Here is a 26,001-nt window from a genome sequence, read left to right on the forward strand (position 1 = left end):
AAGCATCTGTTTCTAAAACACATTTGTTTTTAAAAAGCTGTTGCGAGTTTTTAGACAAATTATTGCAATTGCTTTCACTATTTTATTCTATGATAGCGCTGTGTTTGAGCGTAACGTTTACTTAATAAGTGCCATGGTGCATTTTTACAAGTGGCAATGTATTAACAATAACAAATTCTTAAGGATCGGCATGAATAATTTCCAATATTACAACCCTGTGCGTATCGTATTTGGCGAAGGTCAAATCAAAGAGCTCGCCAACCTTGTCCCTGATAATGCCCGTGTACTTATCACCTATGGCGGTAGCTCTGCCAAAAAAACCGGCACACTCGATGAGGTGAAAACCGCGCTACAAGGTAAACAGCGTGAAATCTTTGAATTTGGCGGCATTGAGCCAAATCCAGAATTTAATACCTTGATGAAAGCCGTCGATATGGTACACGCCAACAACATTGATTTTTTGCTGGCTGTCGGTGGGGGCTCAGTACTTGATGGCACCAAATTTGTTGCATTGACTGCCACCTTAGATGATGACAAAGACCATGAAAAAGCGTGGGAAGCGTTAAAAGGATATACCCGTGATATTCAAAATGCGCTACCGCTCGGTACTGTACTCACCATTCCTGCAACAGGTTCAGAGATGAATTCAGGCGGCGTTATCAACCATAGCGAGCGTCATGCCAAATTGCCTTTTGGTAACCCGCTAGTATTCCCGCAGTTTTCGATTCTTGACCCTGCCAAAACCTTAACGCTACCTGAGCGTCAAGTGATGAATGGTGTGGGCGATGCGTTTGTGCATGTGATGGAGCAGTATCTGACTTACCCAGTGAACGCCAAAGTCCAAGATAGTTTCTCTGAAAGCCTGCTCAAAATCTTGATTGAAGAAGGCCGTGCCGTCAAAGCCAATCCTAATGACATGGAAACGCGGAAAAACATCATGTGGACAGCGACAATGGCACTCAATGGTCTCATTGGCACTGGCGTACCACAAGATTGGATCACCCATATGATTGGGCATGAACTCACATCACTACACGGCATTGACCACGCCCGCACCTTGACCATTGTGTTGCCTGGGGTGATGCGTGAGCTCAAAGATAGCAAAAAAGACAAGCTGCTACAGTACGCCAAAAACGTTTGGCATATCACTGAAGGTAGCGATGAGGATAAAATCGAACAAGCGATTGTTAACACCGAAAATTTCTTCCGCGAGCTTGGCTTACCGGTGAGATTGTCAGATGCCGACCTTGATGCGTCTGCTATCGCGCCAATTTTAAGCCAATTAGAAGCACATAATATGGTCAAACTCGGTGAACATCGTAGCAATGATTTGGCAGTGTCTGAGCGGATTTTGCGCGCAGCCATCTAATCATCTAATGGTATAAAAAAAGACCTAGCGATTTGCTAGGTCTTTTTTTGTGGTAGCAACAGTTAAAAACCATTGGGATGGGCTAATTCATCATGCCCATCTTTATCAATCACTTTCGGCAGTGGTAACGCCATACCGACACTACTAGGTGTCTCTTGAATCACCACAGGCGGCGGCTGGTAACGAGTAATCACTTCATTGCCCTGCTCATCCTCGCTGAGCACATACTGGTAGCCTTTGCGATTAAAGCGTTTAACTAGCCTTTGATACCACCCTGCAAAACCTGTCGTGGGTTCGTTGGGGTTATGATAAAACGCATTCATCACCGCAGGTAGCCCAAGACCACATACCACGCCCGACATCAATACCACGATAAAGGTGTAACCCACCAAAAAGCTGCTATAAGGCTGCAATTCTGGGACGTTAGAAACCGATAAAATCAATGCCAAAGAAATCGCCCCGCGTACCCCGCCCCACGATAAAATCGTCAAACTGCCGTTGTAACTGGTTTTTCGGACATCAGACAACAGGCTAAATGACGCAAAATTTGCCAAAAAGCGGGATAAATGCAGACAAATAAATGCCACTACACCGCCCAAAATCAACGAGGTATTCAGCTCTAAAATAAATAGCTCCAGACCGATAAGGGTGAATAAGAATGAATTGATAATTCCTTCAATGGCGTGCCAAAAGTGATTCACATAGGTAATTTCACCTTCGTCTAAAATCTGATGCCAACGGTTACCAACAATCAAGCCCCCGACCACACAAGCAATCGGCGCGGAAGCGTGCGCATACAATGCCACCAAATACGACCCACTCGCCAAAAATGCCGTGGTCAAAATCAGTGACTCCATCTCGTGTTTACCGCTTAAAATCCGCAGCGTCATCTGCCCAAAAAACCAACCAATAACCCCGGCGACCACGATTTCATACAACAACACTTCTACTGTGGTCACGATGCTAAAGCCATTGCCTTGCAGACCATGCAAAATAGTCATAAACAGCGCAATACACACTGCATCATTGAACAGCGACTCACCTTCTAGCTTAATCATCAAATGGCGCGGCGCTTTGATAGAGCTAAGCACGCCTTTGACGCCAATCGGGTCAGTCGCGCCGAGTGCTGCACCCAGTAACAACAATACCGCAAACGGAATACTTGCCCCTATAAGCCACTGAAAGCCAAACATAAGGCTTGCAAAAAACAGCGCACACAGTGCCAACGCGATACTTGCCAAAATCCCAATCGGTTTCCAATAGTTTTTGAGATCGGACACCTTAAACGTCAGCGCCGATGCCGTCAAAATAAAACAAATCACCCCATTAATTAAAAAATCGTAAAAATCGATATCACGCACCGCATTTTGGATACTGGTGATATTGATGGTAATAAACTTGTTGCCATTGAGCAGGCTTGCACTCCACTGCAAAATAAATACCAGTACCGCCGACACAATGGGCACCCCAATGGCTTGTGGAAAGTCCAAAATCCGCTTGTTAAATAGCGTGGTAATGATGGACAAGGCACAAACGGCTGCCAAAATTTGTAAAAAAATAAAATTTCCCATAGGCGTTTTTTTAGCTCTTAATTCTATAAAACAATGTCGCCAAAGCCATTTTTAGCCGTGACAAAGCAAAAATACTTCAACAAAAATAAAACCCTACTACAAACTGTGGTAGGGTTTTACCGTAAGCAATTGTCTGCGCAAATGCAAGCAAATTTTGTGATTAATATCTCTTAAATCGTGTTGGCGACATGATGCAGCCAGCGCTGAATCATCACATCAAGCGCTTCAGGCTTATAGGGCTTGGTACAGTAATCTTGCATGCCCGCATTAAGATATACTTCTTTATCCCCATGCATGGCGTGTGCCGTCACTGCAATGATGGGCGGCAACTGATTGAACGACTGTTTGAGTATTTTGGTGGCTTCCACCCCATCCATGATGGGCATTTGATGATCCATCAAAATGATGTGATATTTGCTAGGGTCAGCCTTATAAAAATTGACGGCCTCTAACCCATCTTTGGCTCGGGTGACTTCATAGCCATATTTTTTTAGGCTTTTGACCGCGACCATGGCATTTAGCTCATTGTCTTCTGCTAGCAGAACATGGGCAGGCAGACGTTCTAGCGGTTGTATTGTGGTTTCATCATGACTTTGGTGCCACTGCTGATAGCTGATTTCATCAGTTGCTATCATTGGTAGAGATAGGGTAAAGGTTGAGCCTTTATTTTTTTCACTGGTTACCTTAATCGTGCCGCCCATCCCTTCTGCCAACGCTTTGCACACAGATAGCCCGAGCCCTGTACCCCCATATAAACGATGGGTAAACTTATCAGCTTGATTATAGGCATCAAAAATCACCGCCAACGATTCAGGCTTGATGCCAACGCCCGTATCAATCACATTGAATTTAATTTGATGCTTATCACAGCCTTTCATTGCTTGAATGGTTACTTTACCCTGCTTTGGGGTAAATTTGATGGCGTTATTGACTAGATTGATTAAAATCTGTCGCACCCGCACAGGATCGGTGTTGACATATTTGGGCAAGTTATCAGGATAATCGAAGGTTAGTTCCACGCTGTTGTCTTTTGCAGTGGCTAAAAAGCATTGATACACGTCTTGGCATAGCTGTGCTAAATCAACCGGGATACTCTCAAAACGTATCTTACCTGATTCTACTTTGGATAAATCCAAAATGTCGTTGACGATGGTAAGCAGATGCTCATTGGATGTTTTAATCGATTTGATATAGTGTTGCTGCTGCGTATCAAGCGGTGTCTGCTCAAGCAATTCAAGCATACCCATGATACCATTCATCGGCGTACGAATTTCATGACTCATATTGGCCAAAAATGCGGTCTTTACCTCATCGGCGCGCTCAGCTTGGTAACGCTGCTGCCGTAATTTTAAGGTATCACTCACCATCGCCGCCAAATCTGCTAGCACGCGTTGTTGATTGGCATCAAAATCTTGATGCGGCTGGTCGTCAATCACACACAGCGCACCCAAAGCAAATTCCCTACCTTGACTGTCGTGCACTACGATAGGTGCGCCAGCATAAAACCGAATATAAGGGTAACCGGTAACCAAAGGATTGTTTTTAAATCGCGTATCTTGGTGAGTATCAAGGGTGACAAAGGTGTCATTTTGTGTAATGGTGTAATTGCAAAAAGCAACATCACGGCTGGTTGAATGTTCTTTTAGACCAATTCTTGACTTAAAAAACTGGATATCAGCATCCAAAAAAGTAATAGCGACAATCTTAGTCCCAAAAAATGCCTTAGCCAAAGCACTAATACGCTCAAATTCGGCTTCTTTGTTCGTCTTGATGATATGGTACTCATCCAATACCGCTAGACGCTGTTTTTCATTGTTTGCTATAGGATATGATATCATCTCATTAGCACCGTCCTACTACGTGATAAAAATTAAACGCTGAGGTTATTTTAACGCTTCAGCAACCAACATCATCCCCACAACTGAGGTTACTGCAACGGCCGATCCATAGCCGCCACAATGCAAACCACCTGTTTGACAAGACTTATCAACAATCGGCGGCTGTGACGAAAAAACACAACGAATGCCGAATTTTTCTTTCATCGCACGATTGATGCCATAATCTTGACGAAGTCGCTGTCTGACTTTAGCCAGTAGCGGATCTTGGTAAGTATCCTTAAGATCTGCCACCTGAATTTGGGTCGGATCAGTCTTGCCACCTGCCCCGCCCGCCATAATTAACTTTAATTTATTAAATCGGCAATGCAGCGCAAGCGCAAGCTTAGCATTCATATCATCGACACAATCTAATACCACAAGCTCTTTACCTGACTGTCTCAGCTGTGATTGCAAAGCACGATTAGGTATTAATAATTGTACGTTATCTTTGCTCAAAAAATCGTCAATCAAATGTAATTTGATATGGGGATTGATTTCTTTGATACGTTCTGCCATGGCTTCAATTTTGCTTTTACCAAAATTGCTATCGGTAGCGGGTAATTGTCGATTGACATTGGAAGCCACTAACACATCCATGTCAATTAATGTCATCTCGCCTACCCCAGTACGAGCCAGTCCCTCAGCTGCCCACGAGCCCACCCCGCCCACGCCCACCACATACGCATGCAGATTCTCAAACTTACTAAATTGCGCGGCACCATACAGTTTTTGGGTACCGGCAAAACGGCGTTGGTATTGGGCGTCAGTTAATGTCATATCAGGCGTCATATCGGCTGTCATTGTCATGGTTTATGTTAATCTTAATCTTAGTCTTGGTCAGGGTTTATATTCAATTTGTTTGGGATAGGATACTCCCAGCTGACTTGTAGTGCAGCGCAGCTATTTTGCCACAGTTGCTTGGCGAGTTGTGATTGATCTTTTTTTAATAAGTCTGATAACGCTGTCAACACATACGGCAGATTGGCAGGTACATTGCGCCTACCGTGCGTCCCATGACAGGGTAGCGGCGTAAAGTCTGGGCAGTCCGTCTCAATCACAATAGCATCAAGCCCAACGGTTTTGACAAGTTCTGTAAGGGTATGGCGCAGTTTTTTGGCATTCGGATTGGTCACTTGCCCGGTGATGCCGATTTTAAAGCCTAAATTGACCAACGCTTTGGCTTCTTGGATACCGCCACTAAAACTATGGGCAATCCCGCCCTGGGTGAATTTTTGTGCTTTTAACATCTTAATCACATCGCCATGCGCGCGGCGAATATGTAGCAGCGCTGGCAGTTGGTATTGTTTTGCCAATTCAAGTTGCTGACCAAAAAACTCTTGCTGGCGAGTATAGTTCTCCGCAGTTTTCATCGGCGCGGTAAAGGTATCAAGCCCGATTTCGCCAATCGCGATGGGTGAATGTTGCTGAATAAACTGCTCTAGCCGCTGCAAATCGCTGTCTTTATGCTCAGTGATATAAAAAGGATGCAACCCAAAGGCTAAATATGCAAAAGGTGTGGCTTTGCCTTGCTGCCCATAGCCTTGCATTTGCTGTTGGCACGCCACCATTTGTGCAAAATACTTTGCTAGAAACCCTATCAAAACCAAACGACGAACACCATTATGCCATGCCAATTGTGATTGGATTTCGCGGTCATGATCGAAGCTATCCACATCAAAATGGGTATGCGTATCAATTAATGGCAAATCAAACGAGCAAGCCGTGTCATTTATCATAGTCATATCATTTTAAATACTGTGGTTTGACAATACCGTTTAACTCGCTGTATGGCACCGTCAATTGCGGTGCACCCCACGCACGTCATCTATTTATCCTTTATTTGTTATCTGCCTATAATATAAAAATTTTAGCCATTGTTTTAGTTATGGTTATCAGGCTCAGTATTTTTATTGATAGGCTGCTCAACTGTATTTGTATCAGATAGACTTTTAGGCGACTTGGTAACTTTATCAGCCCGTGGACTACTGCGTCTAGGTAGCAACAATAAAGCTGTGGCAGCACCCCCCAGTTTAATCACCCTCGATATACTCATACCTTGCCTTAGTTTTTAAAACTTAGCTTTTAACAGTATTGCCATAAAAAAACCCATCAGTCGATACCCGTTTAATGGTGGACTAATGGGCTGTTTTCAAATGCCGTTATAGATATAGCTGTTATATAATAACGTAATTTGATAAGTATTCGATAACTATTAGAATTTTTTACCCAACACTTTAGCAGCTAGCTCTTTACCCATGGTAAATGCGGTAGTTTTAGTAGGCTTAGTGGGAGTTGAATCTGCAGCACGATTGTCATTATCATCAGCAGGTACAGGGTTATTTGCTTGGTTTCTAGCCTTATTTTCAATGGTTGGTTGGGTTTTATTACGACCTTTTAACATATAGTAAGCGGCACCAAGTACGCCAAGTTTAATTAAGTTTGATTTGTTTACACCATTAGGAAATTGCATAGTATCCTCACTTTTGTTGTAGTTGTTAAAGTTTTAAATTAATAGTTATCGCTAATGGTTTTATTGTAGCCAAAATTTAAGCGGTTTACTAAAGTAATTAGGTTACCAATATTTATTGTTTGCCATCATTAGGTTATCGTTTGGTAAATTGGGTAAAATCCTTTTAATATTGAAAAAAGCTGACAGGGTTTGTCAGCTTTTCTGCATTTATCAAGATGAATGTATCAATGCTCACGGGTGGCGCTAAAGGTAATTTCTGGATAACGTTCTTCCATCAATTTAAGATTAACCCGGCTTGGGGCAAGATAGGTCAAATACCCACCACCGTCGACAGATAACTGGTCGTGGGCTTTTTTCTTAAACTTCTCAAACGCCACTTTGTCATCACAATGCACCCAGCGCACCGTCGCAATCGACACAGGCTCAAAGGTACATTGCACTTTATATTCTTCAAGCAGGCGATGCGCGACCACTTCAAACTGTAGCACCCCTACAGCGCCCAAAATCAAATCATTGTTGATTTGCGGCATAAATACTTGGGTTGCACCTTCTTCTGATAGCTGCTGTAGACCTTTTTGCAGTTGTTTTGACTTAAGTGGGTCTTTGAGTACCACACGGCGAAACAACTCTGGCGCAAAGTGGGGAATGCCTGTGAAATTTAAGGTTTCGCCTTCGGTAAAGCTATCGCCAATTTGGATGGTGCCGTGATTATGTAAGCCGATGATATCGCCCGAATATGCTTCTTCCAGCGCTTCTCGGTCACCTGCCAAAAAGGTCAAGGCGTCTGAAATGCGTACTTCTTTGCCCAAGCGCACATGTTTCATTTTCATGCCTTTTTCGTACTTGCCTGAACACACCCGCATAAAGGCAATACGGTCACGGTGTTTTGGATCCATGTTGGCTTGGATTTTAAAGACAAAGCCAGAGAATTTTTCTTCATCGGCTTTCACTGTGCGTTCGACTGTGTCATGGTCTTTAGGCGCTGGGGCGTATTGGGTCAGTACATCAAGTACCATGTTAATCCCAAAGTTACCCAACGCAGTGCCAAATAGCACAGGCGTTTGTTTACCGGTCAAAAACTCATCGATATCCCAATCTTCATGTGCCATTTTTGCAAGCTCTAGGCTTTCTTCAAATTCACGGAAGGCAATTTCACCGATTCTCTCGCGGACATCTGGATAGTCATAGCCGTCACGGCTCTCAATCTCGACAATCTCAGTGCCATGACCTTTTTGGTAAAAGTAGGTTTTATCCTCGCTGATGTTGTACACCCCCACAAAATGCTGACCAGTACCAATCGGCCACGTCATCGGCACACATTGGATTTTTAGGACATTTTCAATTTCATCAAGCAGTGATAACGGATCACGGATTTCGCGGTCAAGCTTGTTGACAAACGAGATAATCGGCGTGTCACGCATCCGACATACTTCCATCAGCTTGATAGTTCGTTCTTCGACCCCTTTTGCCCCATCAATCACCATCAGTGCGCTGTCTACTGCGGTTAAGGTACGATAGGTATCTTCTGAAAAGTCGGCGTGACCTGGGGTGTCTAGCAGATTGACCATGTTGTCGGCATAGGGAAACTGCATCACAGAAGTGGTAATCGAGATACCACGCTCTTGCTCCATGCTCATCCAGTCAGATGTCGCGTGTTTGTCGGTTTTGCGTGATTTGACTTCACCTGCGCGCTGAATTGCTTGCCCCCACAGCAGTAATTTTTCGGTCATGGTGGTTTTACCGGCATCGGGGTGCGAGATAATAGCAAAAGTGCGGCGTTTGGCGATTTCAGAATGTAGTGACATAGTGTTTGACTTAAAAGTAGCGAGGCTTGATAACCGATAAAAGAAAGAATAAAAAAGATGGCATATTGTAGCCGATTTTACGTTTGATTGCGATTTTCACCGGTTATTATTGCGCATCACGCACGCGATTTTGACAAAATTTTGTCATAAATCTAATACTTTAATCACTAAAATTGTGTTAGTTTTATCTCATCTTTTTTTATCTTGTTAAGATGTTATTTATGACCGCTGAACCACTTGGCAACAATCCTGAACCCGCACTTGAAAATAAAAACAACGCTTCGACTAGTGCTCATTTGGGCGATCCTTTTTTGACCAATGATCGACTACAGTGGTCAGATATGAAAAGTTTTTTGTTAGCGATTAGCAGTGTGATTGTTGTCTGGGTGCCAGTGCTATTGCTCCACCTGACTTTAGTGCTTTTTGCCACCTTAATTACTTATGCACTGATTCGCGGCATTGCCGGCTGGATTCATCGGCATGTCATTGCCTATATGCATAGCGCCTCGCGTCAGCAGCGTATGGGTAAAGTCGCAGAATGGTTTGCTATTGCTGTTTTGGCGACCATGATTTCACTCACTGTGTATGTATTTGGCGATTGGATTGCTGATAAAGCCAGTGTTGATGTCTTTAATAAGCTTATTCGACAGATATTGGACATATTTGACCAGCTTCATACCCTACTACCCGTTAGTATCTCTCAGCATCTACCCATTTCAGTCAGTTCATTTCAAGCTATGCTCATGAGTACTATCAAAAGTCATGCGCCACAACTACAGCTAGTGGGTATCCATACGTTACGCGGGCTTGGCTATGTGCTAGCGGGGGTCGTGATTGGTTGTATTGTGGCATTGCAGGTACCTGTGAATAGCGCAGCGCATAAAACCCCATTTACCCAGCATTTGCGCCAAAAATTTGATGAACTTATCATGGGGTTTAATGATGTATTTTTTGCGCAAGTCAAAATCTCTAGTATCAATACCATCTTAACCTCAGTGTTTTTGCTAGGGATATTACCGCTACTCGGTCATCCGCTACCGATGGCTTGGACCGTTGTGCTTATCACCTTTTGCGCAGGGCTATTTCCTGTCGTTGGTAATTTGGTCTCAAACATTGTTATCGTCTTGCTTAGCCTGACTCACGGGCTTGGCATCAGCATTTTATCGCTTGTGTGGTTGGTGAGCATTCATAAACTTGAATACTTTTTAAATGCGCAAATCATTGGGCACAAAATCCGAGCGTCTGCTTGGGAATTGTTGTTGTTTATTTTGGTGCTTGAAGCCACGTTTGGATTGGCGGGACTCATTAGTGCGCCAGTGATTTATGCCCAAATCAAACGCATTTTGGCAGATAGGGGCTGGGTTATATAAACGCCCCTACTGGCTATAGGACTCATTAACAAATAATTTGCCCAATAAATTGAATTTTTAAATCTTATCGCCATTAATAACAGAACACGGCTTTATTGTTACACTGTTCTGTGGTTGAATAATTAAAAATGTGTTTTAAAGTCTATCAACTGCCAAAATTTTAATGATTGATGTTACAATTTACATTAATATTTTTTGGCGTATTTTGAGGTTTAACCAAAAATTGAAAGATTTTCACGGTAATTGTAGTGAAAAATCCTAGCACTTTTAATTTCTAGCAATTTTTAATTTATTGTGCCAAAAAAGCGATTTGCCAATCCACTCATTGATTCATAAGGAATTTTAGCGATGTCTACTATCAATAATAACAACGTTGTACATTTTCATTACACCTTAAAAGACGACGAAGGTAACGTCATTGACCAATCACCAGAAGGTCAACCTTTAGCATATTTACATGGCTACCAAAACATTATTCCAGGTCTTGAGTCACAATTAGCGGGTAAATCAGTGGGTGACAAATTTACTGCAAGCATCGAACCTGCAGATGCTTACGGCGAATTTGATGATGCAGCAGTACAAGAAGTCCCACGCGAAAACTTCCAAGGTGTCGAAGATATCCAACCAGGTATGCAGTTCCAATCGCAAACTGAAGACGGTCATGTAATGTTAGTCACTGTGAAAGATGTACAAGAAGACAAAGTGATTGTTGATGCTAACCATCCCTTAGCAGGTAAAAAACTTCATTTTGATGTGGAAGTGGCAAACATTCGTGATGCATCAGATGAAGAGTTGCAACACGGTCACGTACACGGTGCAGGCGGTCATCACCACTAAGTTATCATTAAAGCTTAGAAAGATTAAATTGAAGGCTATGATTATAGCCTTCTTTTTTTGTGCAAAATTTTACCCTATGAAATAATTTTACGGGGTGTAAGAAAAGCTTGATATTATTTACAAAATCATTGATTTAGTTACGTTTTTTGATGCTTTACTACAGTTTTTACCACACACTGTGCGCTAGATTTTGGCATAATAGTTTTATACCCAACGAATAATCCAAGCAATAATAAAGACGCATGATTGGGTATATATTTTTAGTTATATAACATTAAACTAATTACAAAAAAGGATACTAGTCATGAACGAGAATACAATTAAAGGTCAATGGGAACAAGTTAAAGGCGCTGTAAAAGAAACTTGGGGTGACTTAACTGATGATGAAATTACCCAATTGGAAGGTAATCGCCAAAAGCTATCAGGTAAAATCCAAGAGCGTTATGGTCGCGCCGAAGATGTGGTAGAAAAAGAAATCGATGACTGGTCAACCCGTCACAACTATCGTTTCTAGAATAGATTAACCCCTCCTCCAAAGTAAAAAAGCCATATCCTCTGATATGGCTTTTTTACCTGCTATCCTAGCATCACTGACCTCATCCTTAAGATCCTTACTAACTGGTAGTGAATTTCTTGACTCATCCTAAGTCTCACTCCACCTGTTTATCAAGCATCATTCCTTAATACTACGATAAACCATTCCTTTATTGGCAATTCTGTCCCTAACTCAATCCTTGAGAACCATCCCTGTGCCGTTGAATGTATTATTACAAAATTTACCATTCGGTAACAGTGGTACAAACGTCAATGCATGTAAGCTTTTGCTTACACGCATTTTGCCCTTAGGGTCGTTGGTTGTTGGCTGTCTGTGCATCAAGCATCACATTAGCCGCTTCAATGACAAAAGCTTCACTTTCGGGCAGCTTTGGACGTTCGGCTTGTTTCATATGGCTACGGGCTTCTAACTCTGCATCTTGCGCAGCTTGGTACGCTGTCCACGTGCTATAAGGGCTTTCCCCATTGGCTTGGCGTCTTGCATTTTCTGCTGCCAAGGTTTTCGCCTCAATGTTTTTGCGGAAAGTACGGCGGTCATTGATGTCCAATTTGACAGGTTTCTTATCATCTTCCTCATTACGGATTCTGTTGAGTTGGCTTAGATAAGCAAACTGGGCATTGGCTGCTTGACGCTGCTGTGACAAGGCATTGAGCGATTGCAAGGTCTCACGAGAATAGTTGCCCGCAGGTTGGTACGGCGCGGCACGAATGGTATCCCATGCAAGTGGGTTTTTCATGCTACGTTCACCAAATTCCATGCCTTCATAGATATTGACTAAGCGCACATCGGGTACAACGCCTTTATTTTGGGTACTGCCGCCAGTGATACGGTAGAACTTGCGCTGGGTTAAGGTTGCTGACCCTAAAGCAAGGTTATCAAGCTGAATTTGTGCTGATCCTTTACCTGTGGTCGTGCTACCGACAATCAGACCGCGGCCATAATCTTGAATCGCTGCCGCAAAAATCTCGCTAGCTGATGCCGAGCCTTGGTTAATGAGTACGGCCATTGGGCCTGTATATAGCTGCTTACCTTTGTCTTCGTCTTCATACACTTGGATATTGCCGCGGTTATCACGAATCTGTACCAGCGGACCTGACTTGACGAACAAGCCAATCATCTTGGCGACTTCATCGAGTGAGCCACCGGGGTCATCACGCAGGTCTACCACTAAGCCATCGATATTTTGCTGGTTTAAGGCTTTTAACGCGTTTTCCGTATCAATGCTGACGCTACGATAGTCTTCTCCCGCACGGCGGGCTTTATAGTTGAGATAAAAACTTGGGATTTCTAGCACACCGATTTTTTTGGCTTGTCCGTTTTTATCTTTGACACTAATTACCCGATGATTGACGCCCGACTCTTCTTGCTGAATCACATCACGTATGAGGGTGACATTACGCGCGCTACTGTCTGGGGTGTTAGGCGCTTTGACGCGCACGGTGACGGATGAACCTTTTTTACCGCGAATGAGATTAACTACTTCACGTGTCGAATAACCCACGGTATCGACCATGCCTTTATCTTCAGTGGATACGCCGATGATTAAGTCATTGGGTTTGATTTGCCCCGAACGAGCGGCAGGCCCGCCATCAACTAAGCTGATAATACGGGTGTAGTCAGGATTCTTGCGATCGGGCTGAATAGAAACGCCGATACCGACCAATTCAAGCGTCGATTGGATTTGCATCTCATTGGCTTGCACGGGGGCAAAATAATTACTGTGCGGGTCATAGGCTGCCATCGCTGCATTTAACAGGGTTTCAACGATTTGGTCGCTATCGATACGCTGTAGCTGCGCATATTGGCGCTTTAAACGCTGGTCTAGCACTTGGCTTGGTGACCGTGTTTCGTTTTTGACTAAATCACTGGCGTTGTATTTATCGGCATTTTCTTGCAAAAACTTGTCTTTGTTTTTGTCTTCATCTTGATTGATGGTCATACCAATCAGCTGGTAGGTCAGCTGTTTGCGCCAAAAATCGCGTTGCTCGGCAACGGTTTTAAAACGTGGCAATTTTTCACGGTTCATAATGACCGTTTCATTGCTCTGTAAGTTCACAGGGGATTTTAACAAGCTATCGGCAAAGGTGTAATACGCTTTTGAGCGTTCAATAAAACGCTGATAAATTTCAAAACCCGCTTTTAAATCACCGCGTTTGAGATAATCGGCGAAACTATTGCCATATTTTTGGGTAAATTCATCAATGTCGGACTGCAAAAACACGCTATGGTTGGGGTCAAGCGCATCAAAATAGTCGCCTAAAATTTGCCTGCCCGTTGCAGCATCCATTTTTTTATCTAGATAATGGCTACGATCCAACAACGCTGCGACTTGCCGAGTCACCTGCCGCTGCTCGTTATTGATCTGTCCGACGCTCGTCGATGCTGCAATGGCGGTTTGGTAACTTTGTCCCAGGATCGCCCCACCCATCAACAGGACAAATACACTGGCGGTAAGTTGTTTGTATTGCATGACTTTCCTTACTCTATTTAATGAAGCGATAAACAGAAAAAACTGACAGCCCATCTTAGCACTGTCAGTTTTTCCACACCATACAAAACGTGTAAATGTTCGACTCAAATCATCCATCAAACCTAATCGTTTGTAGCGGTAAGTTGCTCTGTTAGCCAATCAATTGATTGTCTTTAAACAGTTGGTTTAATTGCGCAGCAGTGAGCAATTGTTTTTCACCATCTTGGCGATTGACATATTCGTATTTCACCTCGCCTGTTTCACTGATATTTTTCTCTGAGATAACAATACGATGAGGAATGCCGATGAGCTCTAAATCGGCGAATTTTACCCCCGCACGCTCGTCTCGGTCATCAAGCAGCACATCAACACCTTGGGCTTTTAGCTCTGTGTAAAGCGCTTCGGCAAGCTGCATTGCTTTGTCTGTCGCGGCATCTTTCATTTTGCCTTTAATCATCGGCACAATCGCCACAGTGAATGGCGCAAGGCTCTCACCTGTGCTACTGGTTTTCCAAATGATACCATTGTCATCGTGGTTTTGCTCAATGGCGGCAGCGACGATACGGGTAACCCCGATACCATAACAGCCCATCATAGTAATGACAGGTTTGCCCTGCTCGCCCATCACCGCACAGTTTAATGCTTTGGCGTACTTGTCACCCAATTGGAAAATATGACCGACTTCGATACCGCGGCGGATTTGTAAAGTACCTTGTCCATCTGGGCTTGGGTCGCCTTCTACCACGTTGCGAATATCGGCAATTTCGGTGATGGACGCATCACGCTCCCAGTTGACGCCCGTGGTATGAAAATCTGGCTTGTTGGCACCGCTAACAAAATCTGATAACACCGCAGCAGCACGATCTACAATCACTGGCATATTCAAATCAAACACCCCGATAAACCCTTTGTGCAGCCCCGCTGCTTGCATCGCCTCTTCGCTCGCCATGGTGAGTGGGGCTTTGACTTGCGCCAATTTTTCGGCTTTGATTTCATTTAGGGTATGATCGCCCCGTAACACTAACGCGACTAAGGGAGCTTTACCTTCTTCGGTAGCTTCACCTTCGACGATTAAAGTTTTGACCGTCTGTGACAATGGCAAGCCTAAATGCTCAGCCACTTGCTCACAGGTTGGCATATTCGGCGTACTGACATCGGCTTTGTCCTGCGTTGGGGCAGCACGTTCACCGACCGCCACCGCTTCAGCCAGCTCAATATTGGCAGCATAAGCTGAGCTGTCTGAAAATACAATATCGTCTTCACCACTGCCAGCTAGGACTTGAAACTCATGCGACGCAAATCCACCAATCGAGCCAGTATCGGCTTGCACCGCACGAAAGTCTAACCCAAGACGGGTAAAGATATTATGATAAGCGCGGTACATATCATCATAGGTGCGCTGTAATGACGGTTGGTCGATATGAAACGAATAAGCATCTTTCATGATAAATTCACGTGAACGCATCACCCCAAAGCGTGGGCGAATTTCATCACGAAATTTGGTTTGTACTTGGTAGTAGCTCACAGGGAGCTGTTTATAGCTTTTTAACAAGTTACGCGCGATATCGGTAATCACTTCTTCATGCGTTGGACCTAACACAAAATCACGTTGGTGACGGTCTTTAAACCGCAGCAGTTCAGGACCATAGGCTTCCCAGCGACCTGATTCTTGCCAAAGCTCGGCCGATTGCACCACAGGCATTAGCAGCTCTTGGCAGTTGATGGCATCCATCTCTTCACGGATGATTTTTTTAACTTTTTGTAAGGTTTTTAGACCCATCGGTAGCCACGTGTAGAGACCCGACGCAGATTTACGAATCATCCCTGCACGGAGCATTAATTGGCTGGAGATGATATCGGCATCACTTGGGGTTTCTTTTAACGTTGCAAAAGTAAATTGACTGGCTCGCATGGCACACCTTGTTTGTACGGCTTGAAATAAGAAAAACGAGAATGGATAGACTATTTGGTAAACCGATTATCTTATTTTATGCCACTGGGTGGTGCAATAGTTTTTTTAATTTTTGCCAAATCGATGCAGTATTTTTGGTCTTAGCATTTTTATAAATTAGGACAATAATTATGACAATTTGGTCATACCCATTGGCTATTTAAACTAGCTACATTGAAATTATGGCGAGTCATAACCATACAAAATAGCATCCACTATTAAATAAACGATTAGGAATGGATACATGACCCAACTCCCCACTTCGTCTTCCACGCCATCACCTGAGGCAAAACCGACTACGAACTTGCCAGAACCGCCCGCATCGGGCAACAAAAAGCCGGTTTCTTTTTGGGTGAGTTTATTTTTACTGGCTGTGATTGCGGTGGCAGGTTGGTTATTTTTGCAGTGGCAACAAGCAAATGTGCCTAAAAAAGTTGAGGTATTAACCCGCGAAGGGGTGGTCACTAAGATTCAAAGCCTCAATCGACTACAAACCGTGGCATATAATGTCGATACCGTTATCACCAGCCAAAAACAAGGCAATTGGTACGCCCTGTGGCAAGATGAGCAAAAGGGGCTTTTTGTCGCTCATGGGCGGGTGACCGCGGGGATTGACTTAAATCAATTAAAACCCACTGAGGTACAAGTGACCCCAGATGGTAGCCATGTCAGTATCACCTTGCCCGCTGCGCAGATTTTGGATAGTTATTTAGATAACATTGAAGTGTATGATATTCAAACAGGGGTATTTGGCATGGTGCAAGCCGACCCGCAAATATTTAACCAAGCGCAAGTGGCTGGCAAAGACCAAGTGCTGACTTCCGCTTGCCGCTCTGGCATTCTACAAACTGCCAACGATAATGCCCAAAAGCAAGTGCAATCGCTATTTGCACTGGCAAATGTACAAGTCACTGTGAAAGTCACCGCGCCCACTAACAGTTGCCGTTAAACCAATTTTTTGCGCCTAAATAACATTAATCTAAGGATAAAACCGATTTTGAGTTTTGTATTGTTTTTTTATCCTGTCAGAATTGGTATGAAAGGCATAAATAATAGATATGTAACCTACCTTAATCAAAGGAATGTTGCTAAAATCTCAACTTTATAGCCCGCTAGATAGTCCGCTAGTTTTAGACGACATGTATTTGCTACATCATCAAAAATTGTAATCATCATAGCCAGTTAACGTATCCCTAACCCAGGGTTACGATAATTTATTGCAGGGATGCTTGATGGCGTTTTAGTCGTGTAAAAGATTAATTCGCTAGCTGTTGGAGAGTTTACTCAATGAATGTCACATCTGCCTCAGATCGTCTAAAAAAAGTGATGCGGATTGCTTTGGTTGGCATCAAGCCTGGCGACCAAGTGATGCTAAAAGGCTATCTACGCCTCTTGCTTAGACTCGAAGCAGACCTTGAATGGGTATCAGCGAACAATCAGCAAATTGATTTATTCATGGTCAATCATGATTTGCGTCATGCTGAAAGTGTTCAAAAGTTAATTAGTAGCAAACCCAATACAGCCACTATTTATACCGCTCGTAGTGAGACGGAAAACGGCTATTTATCGCAAGATTTATTGGTGTTACCCATCAAAGATTTAGCGCCATTGAGCGAGTGGTTGTTTTCACAATTGCCGTTCTTGTCTGGTATGCCTGTCGACAATATGCCATCCGCTGCCGCTAAACTCACCGCTGATGCCGTTGACGCTTATCAATCAGCGACAGACAATACCTTAACACTAGCGCTTAGTCTTTAATGCGCCTGCTCGAGTTGGCAATCCATTATCTGGTGTTGCCCAGTCTACGCAATTTTTAGCTGTTACCATCAGTGATACCCGAATGCCCCTAACCCTCTTGCCAAATCTAGTCAGTCGGTGAATTGGCGCTAGAGGGCGGCATTAATATTGGCTATATGGCACACCTGGGCAGGAACGCTTTAGCTTTATTTGGCCGATGTTATCGCAAAGCGATGGGCATTTTTAAAACCGTTACGCTAGTAAATATTTGGATACAAATATGAATAATTAGTTGTTTCAAATGGACAGCCGTATTAAGCCCAGTGAGCCATTTATTGTGCTATCTAATGAAGAATTGCACGAATTAATCCATACCACGAGTGGCTATAAATAAAGCAGCTAATCGTTTGACAGAGCACGATAAAGCATCTCATTAATGTAGCGTTAGTTTACACGGTAACCATTCACCATTAACTATTAGCCATGGAAAAGCGCTCAACAGCATTCAGGGCTTTTTTCATGTCCATCCTATCACACCATCCTATCACACCATCCTATCACACAATGAATTCGTAACATTTTCTGCATTTCATCCGACTTTTTATACAACTTAAGTTTAATAATTTAGCAAAATGTGATTTAAAAATTGCTATGGATTGCCCCATTACCTTTCATCGGTATAATTCATCATTTTGTCATATAACCTGACTACACTACCGTCACCGACGGACGATGGTGCAATCGATTTTCTCAACAGGATAACGCAATTTGAGAAATTAAGATAAACCATCGTTTTTATTTTGCGTTAACGGCGGCTTTAAGAGTTTGTAAGCTTTTTTACTTGGGCTAAGCGATGCAACGGGTCATTTAATTAGCCAATCAATTTGCCAACAGATAAGTGACAATGATGAATTTTTCCAACCTTACCACACGCTTGTTATGCGTATTATTGCTGGTTTTTTTGGTGTTTTTGGCGATGGTGTATTGGATCATTGACCAGCAAGCCAAGCCTGAAGTCGCCAAACTGACCTCTCAGACTATCATTGAAACTGGCAATGAGGCGGTGAATGGTATTTTGTCGCGTGTGAGTCAAATTGATGGCATGGCAGTGACAGCCAGTCGTATGACTGGCAGTTTGCCCAAAAATGCCGATATCATCAACACCAGTGTTGGCAATTTAATGGCAAATATGGATAAAGGCATTGTCGGCGGCGGTATATGGTATGACCCTTTGATGTACAAACCTAACGTCGATGAAGCCGCGTTTGTTTGGCAACGGGATATGCAAGGTGTCATGCAGTCTGCGAGCCACTATCAAACCATCAATCCTGGCTATCAAGCACCAGCCAAACTTACCGCAAATCGGGTAGCCGACCAAAAAACCCAACCGCAACTTGCCATGCCCTATTACCGTGATTGGTGGTATGTGCCCGCCGTGTATGCCAATCATGACCACTGTGTGTGGAGCCGTGCTTATATCCACCCGACCACCAAACAGCCCGTCATGACCTGTGCCAAGGCGATTTTTAATGCGCAAAACAATGGCTTTGAAGGTGTGGTGAGTTTTGATGTGCTGCTCGGGCGTATACAGTCGATGGTCAAAGAATGGCAACGCAAAACAGGGGGTTATGTGTTTTTGGTCGATATGAACAACAACTTTTTGACCTTCCCCAATGAAGCCCAAGTCAAACAAGTGACTGCTACTAACCCGCAAGGCGAAATGATGGATGTTAATAGTTTTGCCAAGAAAAACCCTGATTTTGCCCCCATTGCCAAAAGCTTAGACAACATCAATGACAACATCATCAAACAAGCGCAAAAAATAGACGGTGGTAAATTTGATTTTACGGCCAATACGCTAGTAAGTAGTACCAACCTACAAAAAATCTCTCCCTCAGAAGCACGCATCATTTCAGCCATGCTAATGACCCAAAGCGGGCAAAATGAAAATCTCAACGCCACCCATTTTGTCGAACAAGTCAGCTTAGACAACGATTTATTGCTCAAAACCCCTTCAACCGCGTTTATTTTTGCCATGCCGATGACCAATTGGAAAATGGTCATCGTCAAACCCAATCAAGAGCTGATGTTATTTGCCAATCAGCTAGGTAAACAGCTGCAATGGTATATGCTATTGGGTTTCTTACCGGTACTGCTATTAAGTGGTTATATTTTCCACCGTATTTTGGCGGTACCGCTGCACCAAGTCGCTCGTAACGTCCGTGAAATCGGTCAGTTGATTGCACAAAAAAAATATCTGTCACTCAGTGATCACAAATTGCCACCGGCAAACATTCAAGAAATTGGCGTGATTACTGACTCGATGAACCAGCTGGTTGATCGGGTGGTCGAGAACGAAGGCGCATTAGCAAAAGTCAATGAACGCTTAGAGCAGCAAGTGGCAGAGCGTACCGAAAACTTACACCAAGCATTAAAAGATTTAAAAGCCTCTCAAGTGCAGTTGGTACAATCCGAGAAAATGGCAACCATCGGTCAAATGGTGGCAGGTGTTGCCCATGAAGTGAACACGCCATTGGGCTATGTGGGTAGTAACTTAGAGTTAATTGATGAAAATATCGTCCGTTATGACGAATTGATTGACCATACCCAGCAGCTCAAACAGCTGATGCAAGCGTCGCCGACAGATACAGCAACCATCAATCAAACGATTGAACAAACCATTGCTTGCAGTGATGAATTGGTCGCCGATGCGGTGAGTGATGATTTGCATGGATTGGTGGATGATGCCAAGTTTGGGGTTAGCCAAATCTCAGAATTGGTCGTCAATTTACGTGATTTTTCTCGCATCGACCAAGCAAAAATCAAAGCCGTCGATATCAACGACTGTATCAAAAACTCCCTAGTTATTGCCCGTAACAATATCAAGCATTTAGAGGTGATAACTGAGCTAAATGCTATCGAACCGGTTAGTTGTAACCCATCCCAGATTAACCAAGTGCTGCTAAACCTATTTAATAACGCGGCACAAGCGATGGGGCAAACTCAGCACCCTACATTACACATTACTAGCACAGAAGATGCCACCAATGTCTATATCAGCGTGGCGGACAACGGCATTGGGATGAGCGCTGAGACCCAAGCCAAGATTTTTGAGCCATTCTTTACCACCAAAGCGGCAGGCGAAGGTACGGGACTGGGTCTTGCCATTTCGACCCAAATCATCGAGCAGCATAACGGTGATATTCATGTGCAATCACAACTTGGCGAAGGCACGACATTTACCATCAGATTGCCTAAAACAGCGATTAGCAACCAGCAATCACCCAAGCTTTTAATCGCAGAAGAAAGCTAATGCTAATGTTAGATAACCAATAACCGATGGCTGACAGGCAATCTCCTCAGCCATACACGAGCCACACTTGATTGTGGTCAATCTTAATTGTAGTCAACCTTGATTTTAGTCAACATACCTAAGTGACATGACCATGATAACGACCTTTACCAAACCCAAAATCGCCTTTATCGATGATGAAGACCGCATCCTACGCAGCCTAAAAATGCATTTTCGCGCCACCCATGATGTGTTTACCACCACCGAGCCCGATGAGCTACTAAGCTATGTGCAAAATAACGAGGTCCAAGTGGTGATTAGCGACCAACGCATGCCAAAAAAACTGGGTGTCGAAGTACTAAAAGAGGTCAAAGACGTATCACCCCATACTATCCGCATCTTATTGACCGGCTATGCAGACTTAACTGCGGTAATTGATTCCATCAACGAAGGGGAGATTTTTCGCTATATCACCAAACCTTGGCAGACAGATGAGCTTAAAAGTATCGTTAATCAAGCCACCCAAATCGCGCTGCAAACCAAAGATGTATTCAAAGAAAATCTGCAGGTCGCTCAGCCAACCATCGCCAAACGCAAAGTGTTGGTTATTGATGACAGTGAAATGGTATATTTACAGATGCAGCAAAAATTCACCCAGTTTGAAACGCACTGGGCAAATTCATTAGAAAAAGCGATTGAGTTACTTGAAAATGACCGTTTTGGCGTGGCAATCACCGATGTGTCCTTGGGTGGCGAGAATATTTCACCCGTGATCTATGCATTAAAACAAAGCTTTCCAGATTTAGCAGTATTGGTACTCACCTCACTCAACGATAGCCACACCTTAATCGACTTGATCAATAAAGGGCAAGTGTATCGCTACCTACCGCGTCCCAGTAATTTGTTGTTACTCGAAATTAGTATTCAGCGCGCTTATGATTATCACCAGACCTTAGTCAATCAACCAAAATTACAAGCGCGACATGTCGTTGATGCCGTCACTGAAGTTGAAACGCGTAGTTTTGGTAATAAAGTCAAAAAATTCTTATCACGATTTGGTATTGGTAAACCGCGATTTGCCTAGCTTAAAATCTAGTGCGTAAGATAACAAGTTCAAAGCGTCGCATTTGAGCCATCTGAATCAATAAATGTTAGCCATAAAAAAACCGCCCAGAGTCACGACTTAGGCGGTTTTTTGAGCGGTTTTTAATAACTAATGATTAAGCTGTTTGCTCGTACACTGGGTGTTTGGCACAAATTGCTTGGACTTTTTCACGCACTTCGCCGATAACTTTTTCATCACCGCGGCTATCGAGCACATCACAAATCCAGCCAGCCAATTCTTTTACTTCCGCTTCACCAAACCCACGGGTAGTGACTGCGGGCGTACCAATACGCACCCCAGAAGTCACAAACGGTGATTTAGGGTCATTTGGTACCGCGTTTTTGTTGACGGTGATGTGAGCATCACCCAACCATTTATCCGCTTCTTTACCGGTGATTTCTTGTTTGATTAAGCTAATCAGCATTAAGTGGTTTTCTGTGCCGCCTGAGACAATGTCATAACCACGTGACATGATGACGTCTGCCATGGCTTTGGCGTTTTTAACCACTTGTTGTTGGTAGGCTTTGAAATCTTCGCCTAACGCTTCTTTAAAACACACCGCTTTACCTGCAATCGCGTGCATCAATGGACCACCTTGGTTGCCAGGGAACACGGCAGAGTTGAGTTTTTTCTCAATCTCTGGGTTGGCTTTTGCTAAGATTAAGCCTGAACGTGGACCGCGTAGGGTTTTGTGGGTGGTGGTGGTAGTAACGTCAGCGATTTGCACAGGGCTTGGATAAACACCTGCAGCAACCAGTCCTGCCACGTGTGCCATATCGACCATCAAGTATGCGCCAACGCTGTCTGCGATGTCGCGGAATTTTTGCCAATCAACCACTTGGCTATAAGCAGAAAAACCCGCGATAATCATTTTGGGCTGGTGTTCTTTGGCTAGGCGTTCGACTTCATCATAGTCGATGATGCCCGTTTCTTTGTTTAAGCCATATTGTACGGCTTTATAGTTGATACCAGAAAAGTTCACATGCGCACCATGCGTCAAGTGACCGCCATCAGCAAGGCTCATGCCAAGTACCGTGTCACCTGCTTTTAATAAGGCTAAAAATACCGCGCTGTTGGCTTGGCTACCGGCATGTGGCTGCACGTTGGCATAGTCTGCGCCAAACAATTCTTTGGCACGGTCAATCGCCAATTGCTCAACCACGTCAACATATTCACAGCCACCGTAATAACGTTTGCCTGGATAGCCTTCGGCGTATTTATTGGTCAATTGGCTACCTTGCGCTTCCATCACCGCTGGCGAACAGTAGTTTTCTGAAGCAATCAGTTCAATATGGTCTTCTTGACGTTTGGCTTCATTGTCCATCGCTTGGGCAAGTTCAGCGTCAAACTGGTGAATAGTGACATTTTTAAACATGGCAATTTCCTTTTAAGTGAGTCAAAAAATGGGCGGATAAAACCGAAAATATGGCTTAGTTTAGCATGGTTTGATTGTTTGGGTTAGCATAATCCACAGGTTTGGCTGAATTTGTCTCATCATTCGCCTGCGATTTTTGAGGTTATTTATCAAGCGTTGGGCTAACCAAAGCGGCTCAAAAAATCACTCGATACTGCGATTAACACGATATTAAAAAGTCACCGTAAAAAAGACAGCCGCTGCGACTGTCGATTTTTGGTTGGCTGTGTTTATTTTGCTATATTTTTTAGCGATGTTTTTTAGCGATGTTTATTTGGTTATGTTTTTTGGCCGGGTAAAATTAGTGCAAGGCACAGTGGTTTTTGTACTTATCCTTCTCGTTTGTCAGTGCTGACATGAATCATGCCGTTTTCTTCTTCACCCATAAGGCTATTTTCAAACGCAGGTAAAAAGGTTTCACTAATCAAAAAATTTCTGCCCTGCCATTGGTAAAGGGTGGTGCGTCGCCAGCCTTGCGCTGTCACATCAATCCAGCGGTTGGTCATCGTGGCGCCATGCCGACGAAACAGTATATAGCCAATCGGTGTTGTGCCCAGATTCGCCAGTTTTCGCGCATTACCAATGAGACTGGCAAACGGAAATACTGACCGCGCCATCACCCACGCATCTTGATTAGGCTTGCCAAATAATAAGGCTTCGCGCACCCATGCCGATTGGCTCACACCAAGCGGTAACTGCAATTGGCGCTTTTCGCTCAGGGACAAGGTTTGCCGTCCTTCAAACGTCGGCTGTACGATGAGTCTATGCTGAGATAAGGCTTCAAATTTGGCGGTAAGCGACCCTGTTGACGTCAGCCAAGGGATAAGTTTCGGCGGTATCTGCTGTTTGTGTGCCACGCTCAAATGCGCGCCAGCCAGGTTTAGGTTTAGACCAATATTTATCATTATTTTTTCAAAAACTCATTATCGGTTATTGTGCCTTGCGCGGCACCGTCACCAAAAAATTGGCTTTTATAGGTGTCATTAAAAGGTAACGCGGTCATCGCATCGGCTTGGTACGCCAATATAGCGTGCTGTTCGTCTTGGCAAAACTGGGCAATGGCAGGGGCAAACACCTTGTCGTAGACACGGTGTAGTGAATGGGTCAACACTGGATAAAAGCCGCGAATCAACTTGTGCTCCCCTTGGGTACCAGGGTCAAAGTAGCGAAGGCCATGCTTGATAGCAAATTCAATGCCTTGGTAATAACACAGCTCAAAGTGTAAACAATCATATTCTTCTAGGCAGCCCCAATAGCGGCCATATAACGTGCTGATAGCGGCATCGCCATCGAAAAAAAACAAACTACAAGCCACGATATCACCGTGCGCGTTATGCGCTTGAGCGAGCATCAGCTTGTCTACCATAGTCTGCCCAAGCTGCTTAAAAAATGCTAAATTCAAATACGGCTGCCGTCCTCTCACCAGATAGGTCATGGCATAGCATTGGTAAAAAACTGCCCAATCCGCCTCGGTGATATCGTCACCGATTTTAACCTGACAACTTAAATTTTGTTTGAGTACTTTTTGGCGTTCCACCTTAATTGACTTGCGTTTCTTGGCAGTTAATGTTGCCAAAAACTCATCAAAACTTGCGAATTTTTTATCCTGTAGGTTGCGATTTTGCCATAAAAACTGACAGCTTAGCCTCTCGCAAAGATTGGGCATATTGTGCAACGCTTGGACATTTTTTGGGGAGACAAAAAGCCCGTGCCAAGTGGATGCTTGATAGCGACTTGCCAACTCATCAATCGCTTGTAGTAAGGTCTCATACAGTGGCGCGGTTAATGACTTACCTTGTGCCACCCAAATTCGCTCGCCGGTGACGGGGGTAAAGGGCACGCTTGTCACCAATCTTGGATAATAATTTCTACCATAGCGCTCAAAGGCTTCTGCCCAGCTAAAATCAAACACATATTCACCTTGATGATGCTTTTTGATAAACACAGGCATCACAGCAATCAGTTGAGCACTGTCATCTACAATCTGCACATACTGCACCCACCAATCGCTGCGCTCACCAATCAGCTTTGCATCTATCAGCGCTTGCCAAAAATCAAAGTGCATAAAGGGCGTATCAGGCGTCTGCCACTGTGTCTGTAAGTGCCAGTCAAACTTAGTGGTAAATTGATAGTGATAGGACATATGTTAGTATTATTGTAGTTGTATGAACGGATTA

General features: G+C 43.8%; 20 protein-coding genes. 8 read left to right on the plus strand and 12 right to left on the minus strand.

The window, feature by feature from the left end; all coding sequences use genetic code 11:
• Positions 1–190: 190 nt before the first annotated feature.
• Positions 191–1,369, plus strand: a complete 1,179-nt coding sequence (locus tag ACH0AB_RS06775) for an iron-containing alcohol dehydrogenase (RefSeq protein WP_406877683.1) — start codon at positions 191–193, stop codon at positions 1,367–1,369.
• 62 nt (positions 1,370–1,431) lie between these two features.
• Here the strand turns inward: ACH0AB_RS06775 and ACH0AB_RS06780 are convergent, their stop codons facing one another.
• From ACH0AB_RS06780 to ACH0AB_RS06810, 7 genes are all read right to left on the minus strand, one after another.
• Complete coding sequence (locus ACH0AB_RS06780; RefSeq protein ID WP_406877685.1) at positions 1,432–2,940, minus strand: cation:proton antiporter; 1,509 nt, start codon at positions 2,938–2,940, stop codon at positions 1,432–1,434.
• Positions 2,941–3,110: 170 nt separating this feature from the next.
• Positions 3,111–4,778, minus strand: a complete 1,668-nt coding sequence (locus tag ACH0AB_RS06785) for a GAF domain-containing hybrid sensor histidine kinase/response regulator (protein ID WP_406877686.1) — start codon at positions 4,776–4,778, stop codon at positions 3,111–3,113.
• Between the two features lie 45 nt (positions 4,779–4,823).
• A complete protein-coding gene (locus ACH0AB_RS06790; protein WP_406877687.1) occupies positions 4,824–5,624 on the minus strand; it encodes a tRNA threonylcarbamoyladenosine dehydratase in 801 nt (266 codons plus the stop codon).
• 20 nt (positions 5,625–5,644) lie between these two features.
• Positions 5,645–6,553 (minus strand): TatD family hydrolase, encoded by a 909-nt coding sequence (locus ACH0AB_RS06795; protein WP_406877688.1) that lies wholly within the window; start codon positions 6,551–6,553, stop codon positions 5,645–5,647.
• A 143-nt stretch (positions 6,554–6,696) separates the two neighbouring features.
• Positions 6,697–6,870: a hypothetical protein gene (locus ACH0AB_RS06800; protein WP_406877689.1), complete on the minus strand. Its 174-nt coding sequence runs from the start codon at positions 6,868–6,870 to the stop codon at positions 6,697–6,699.
• Between the two features lie 159 nt (positions 6,871–7,029).
• A complete protein-coding gene (locus tag ACH0AB_RS06805) occupies positions 7,030–7,287 on the minus strand; it encodes a hypothetical protein (protein WP_096488442.1) in 258 nt (85 codons plus the stop codon).
• Between the two features lie 224 nt (positions 7,288–7,511).
• Positions 7,512–9,092 (minus strand): peptide chain release factor 3, encoded by a 1,581-nt coding sequence (locus ACH0AB_RS06810; protein WP_406877690.1) that lies wholly within the window; start codon positions 9,090–9,092, stop codon positions 7,512–7,514.
• A 221-nt stretch (positions 9,093–9,313) separates the two neighbouring features.
• Between ACH0AB_RS06810 and ACH0AB_RS06815 the strand changes: the two genes are divergently transcribed.
• The 3 genes from ACH0AB_RS06815 (at position 9,314) to ACH0AB_RS06825 (ending at position 11,813) form a co-directional block, all read left to right on the plus strand.
• Complete coding sequence (locus ACH0AB_RS06815) at positions 9,314–10,462, plus strand: AI-2E family transporter (protein ID WP_312522363.1); 1,149 nt, start codon at positions 9,314–9,316, stop codon at positions 10,460–10,462.
• A gap of 348 nt (positions 10,463–10,810) precedes the next feature.
• Positions 10,811–11,299, plus strand: a complete 489-nt coding sequence (locus ACH0AB_RS06820; protein WP_239741454.1) for an FKBP-type peptidyl-prolyl cis-trans isomerase — start codon at positions 10,811–10,813, stop codon at positions 11,297–11,299.
• A gap of 304 nt (positions 11,300–11,603) precedes the next feature.
• Positions 11,604–11,813, plus strand: a complete 210-nt coding sequence (locus ACH0AB_RS06825; RefSeq protein WP_036593367.1) for a CsbD family protein — start codon at positions 11,604–11,606, stop codon at positions 11,811–11,813.
• A 328-nt stretch (positions 11,814–12,141) separates the two neighbouring features.
• On the opposite strand, the gene ACH0AB_RS06830 is transcribed toward ACH0AB_RS06825, so the two are convergent.
• Together ACH0AB_RS06830 and ACH0AB_RS06835 are read right to left on the minus strand one after the other, a co-directional pair.
• Positions 12,142–14,325, minus strand: coding sequence for a carboxy terminal-processing peptidase (locus tag ACH0AB_RS06830; protein ID WP_406877691.1), 2,184 nt, complete (start codon positions 14,323–14,325; stop codon positions 12,142–12,144).
• Between the two features lie 151 nt (positions 14,326–14,476).
• Entirely contained in the window at positions 14,477–16,237 is a 1,761-nt protein-coding gene (locus ACH0AB_RS06835; RefSeq protein WP_406877692.1) for a proline--tRNA ligase, read from the minus strand.
• Positions 16,238–16,520: 283 nt separating this feature from the next.
• Between ACH0AB_RS06835 and ACH0AB_RS06840 the strand changes: the two genes are divergently transcribed.
• From ACH0AB_RS06840 to ACH0AB_RS06855, 4 genes are all read left to right on the plus strand, one after another.
• Positions 16,521–17,225, plus strand: coding sequence for a DUF4230 domain-containing protein (locus ACH0AB_RS06840; RefSeq protein ID WP_406877693.1), 705 nt, complete (start codon positions 16,521–16,523; stop codon positions 17,223–17,225).
• A 338-nt stretch (positions 17,226–17,563) separates the two neighbouring features.
• Entirely contained in the window at positions 17,564–18,034 is a 471-nt protein-coding gene (locus ACH0AB_RS06845) for a hypothetical protein (protein WP_313015071.1), read from the plus strand.
• Positions 18,035–18,920: 886 nt separating this feature from the next.
• Complete coding sequence (locus ACH0AB_RS06850) at positions 18,921–21,326, plus strand: sensor histidine kinase (protein ID WP_406877694.1); 2,406 nt, start codon at positions 18,921–18,923, stop codon at positions 21,324–21,326.
• Between the two features lie 133 nt (positions 21,327–21,459).
• A complete protein-coding gene (locus ACH0AB_RS06855; RefSeq protein WP_406877695.1) occupies positions 21,460–22,389 on the plus strand; it encodes a response regulator in 930 nt (309 codons plus the stop codon).
• 136 nt (positions 22,390–22,525) lie between these two features.
• On the opposite strand, the gene glyA is transcribed toward ACH0AB_RS06855, so the two are convergent.
• From glyA to ACH0AB_RS06870, 3 genes are all read right to left on the minus strand, one after another.
• Complete coding sequence (gene glyA, locus ACH0AB_RS06860) at positions 22,526–23,785, minus strand: serine hydroxymethyltransferase (RefSeq protein ID WP_050324995.1); 1,260 nt, start codon at positions 23,783–23,785, stop codon at positions 22,526–22,528.
• Positions 23,786–24,153: 368 nt separating this feature from the next.
• The gene (locus ACH0AB_RS06865; protein WP_309596934.1) at positions 24,154–24,729 is read right to left on the minus strand and encodes a chorismate--pyruvate lyase family protein; all 576 of its coding nucleotides are present in this window, start codon (positions 24,727–24,729) and stop codon (positions 24,154–24,156) included.
• Positions 24,729–25,967, minus strand: a complete 1,239-nt coding sequence (locus ACH0AB_RS06870) for a GNAT family N-acetyltransferase (protein WP_406877696.1) — start codon at positions 25,965–25,967, stop codon at positions 24,729–24,731. The genes ACH0AB_RS06865 and ACH0AB_RS06870 overlap by 1 nt, the downstream gene beginning before the upstream one ends.
• Positions 25,968–26,001: the final 34 nt, after the last annotated feature.

Source organism: Moraxella sp. 179-F 1C4 NHS, assembly GCF_045370505.1.
GTDB lineage: Bacteria > Pseudomonadota > Gammaproteobacteria > Pseudomonadales > Moraxellaceae > Faucicola > Faucicola tetraodonis.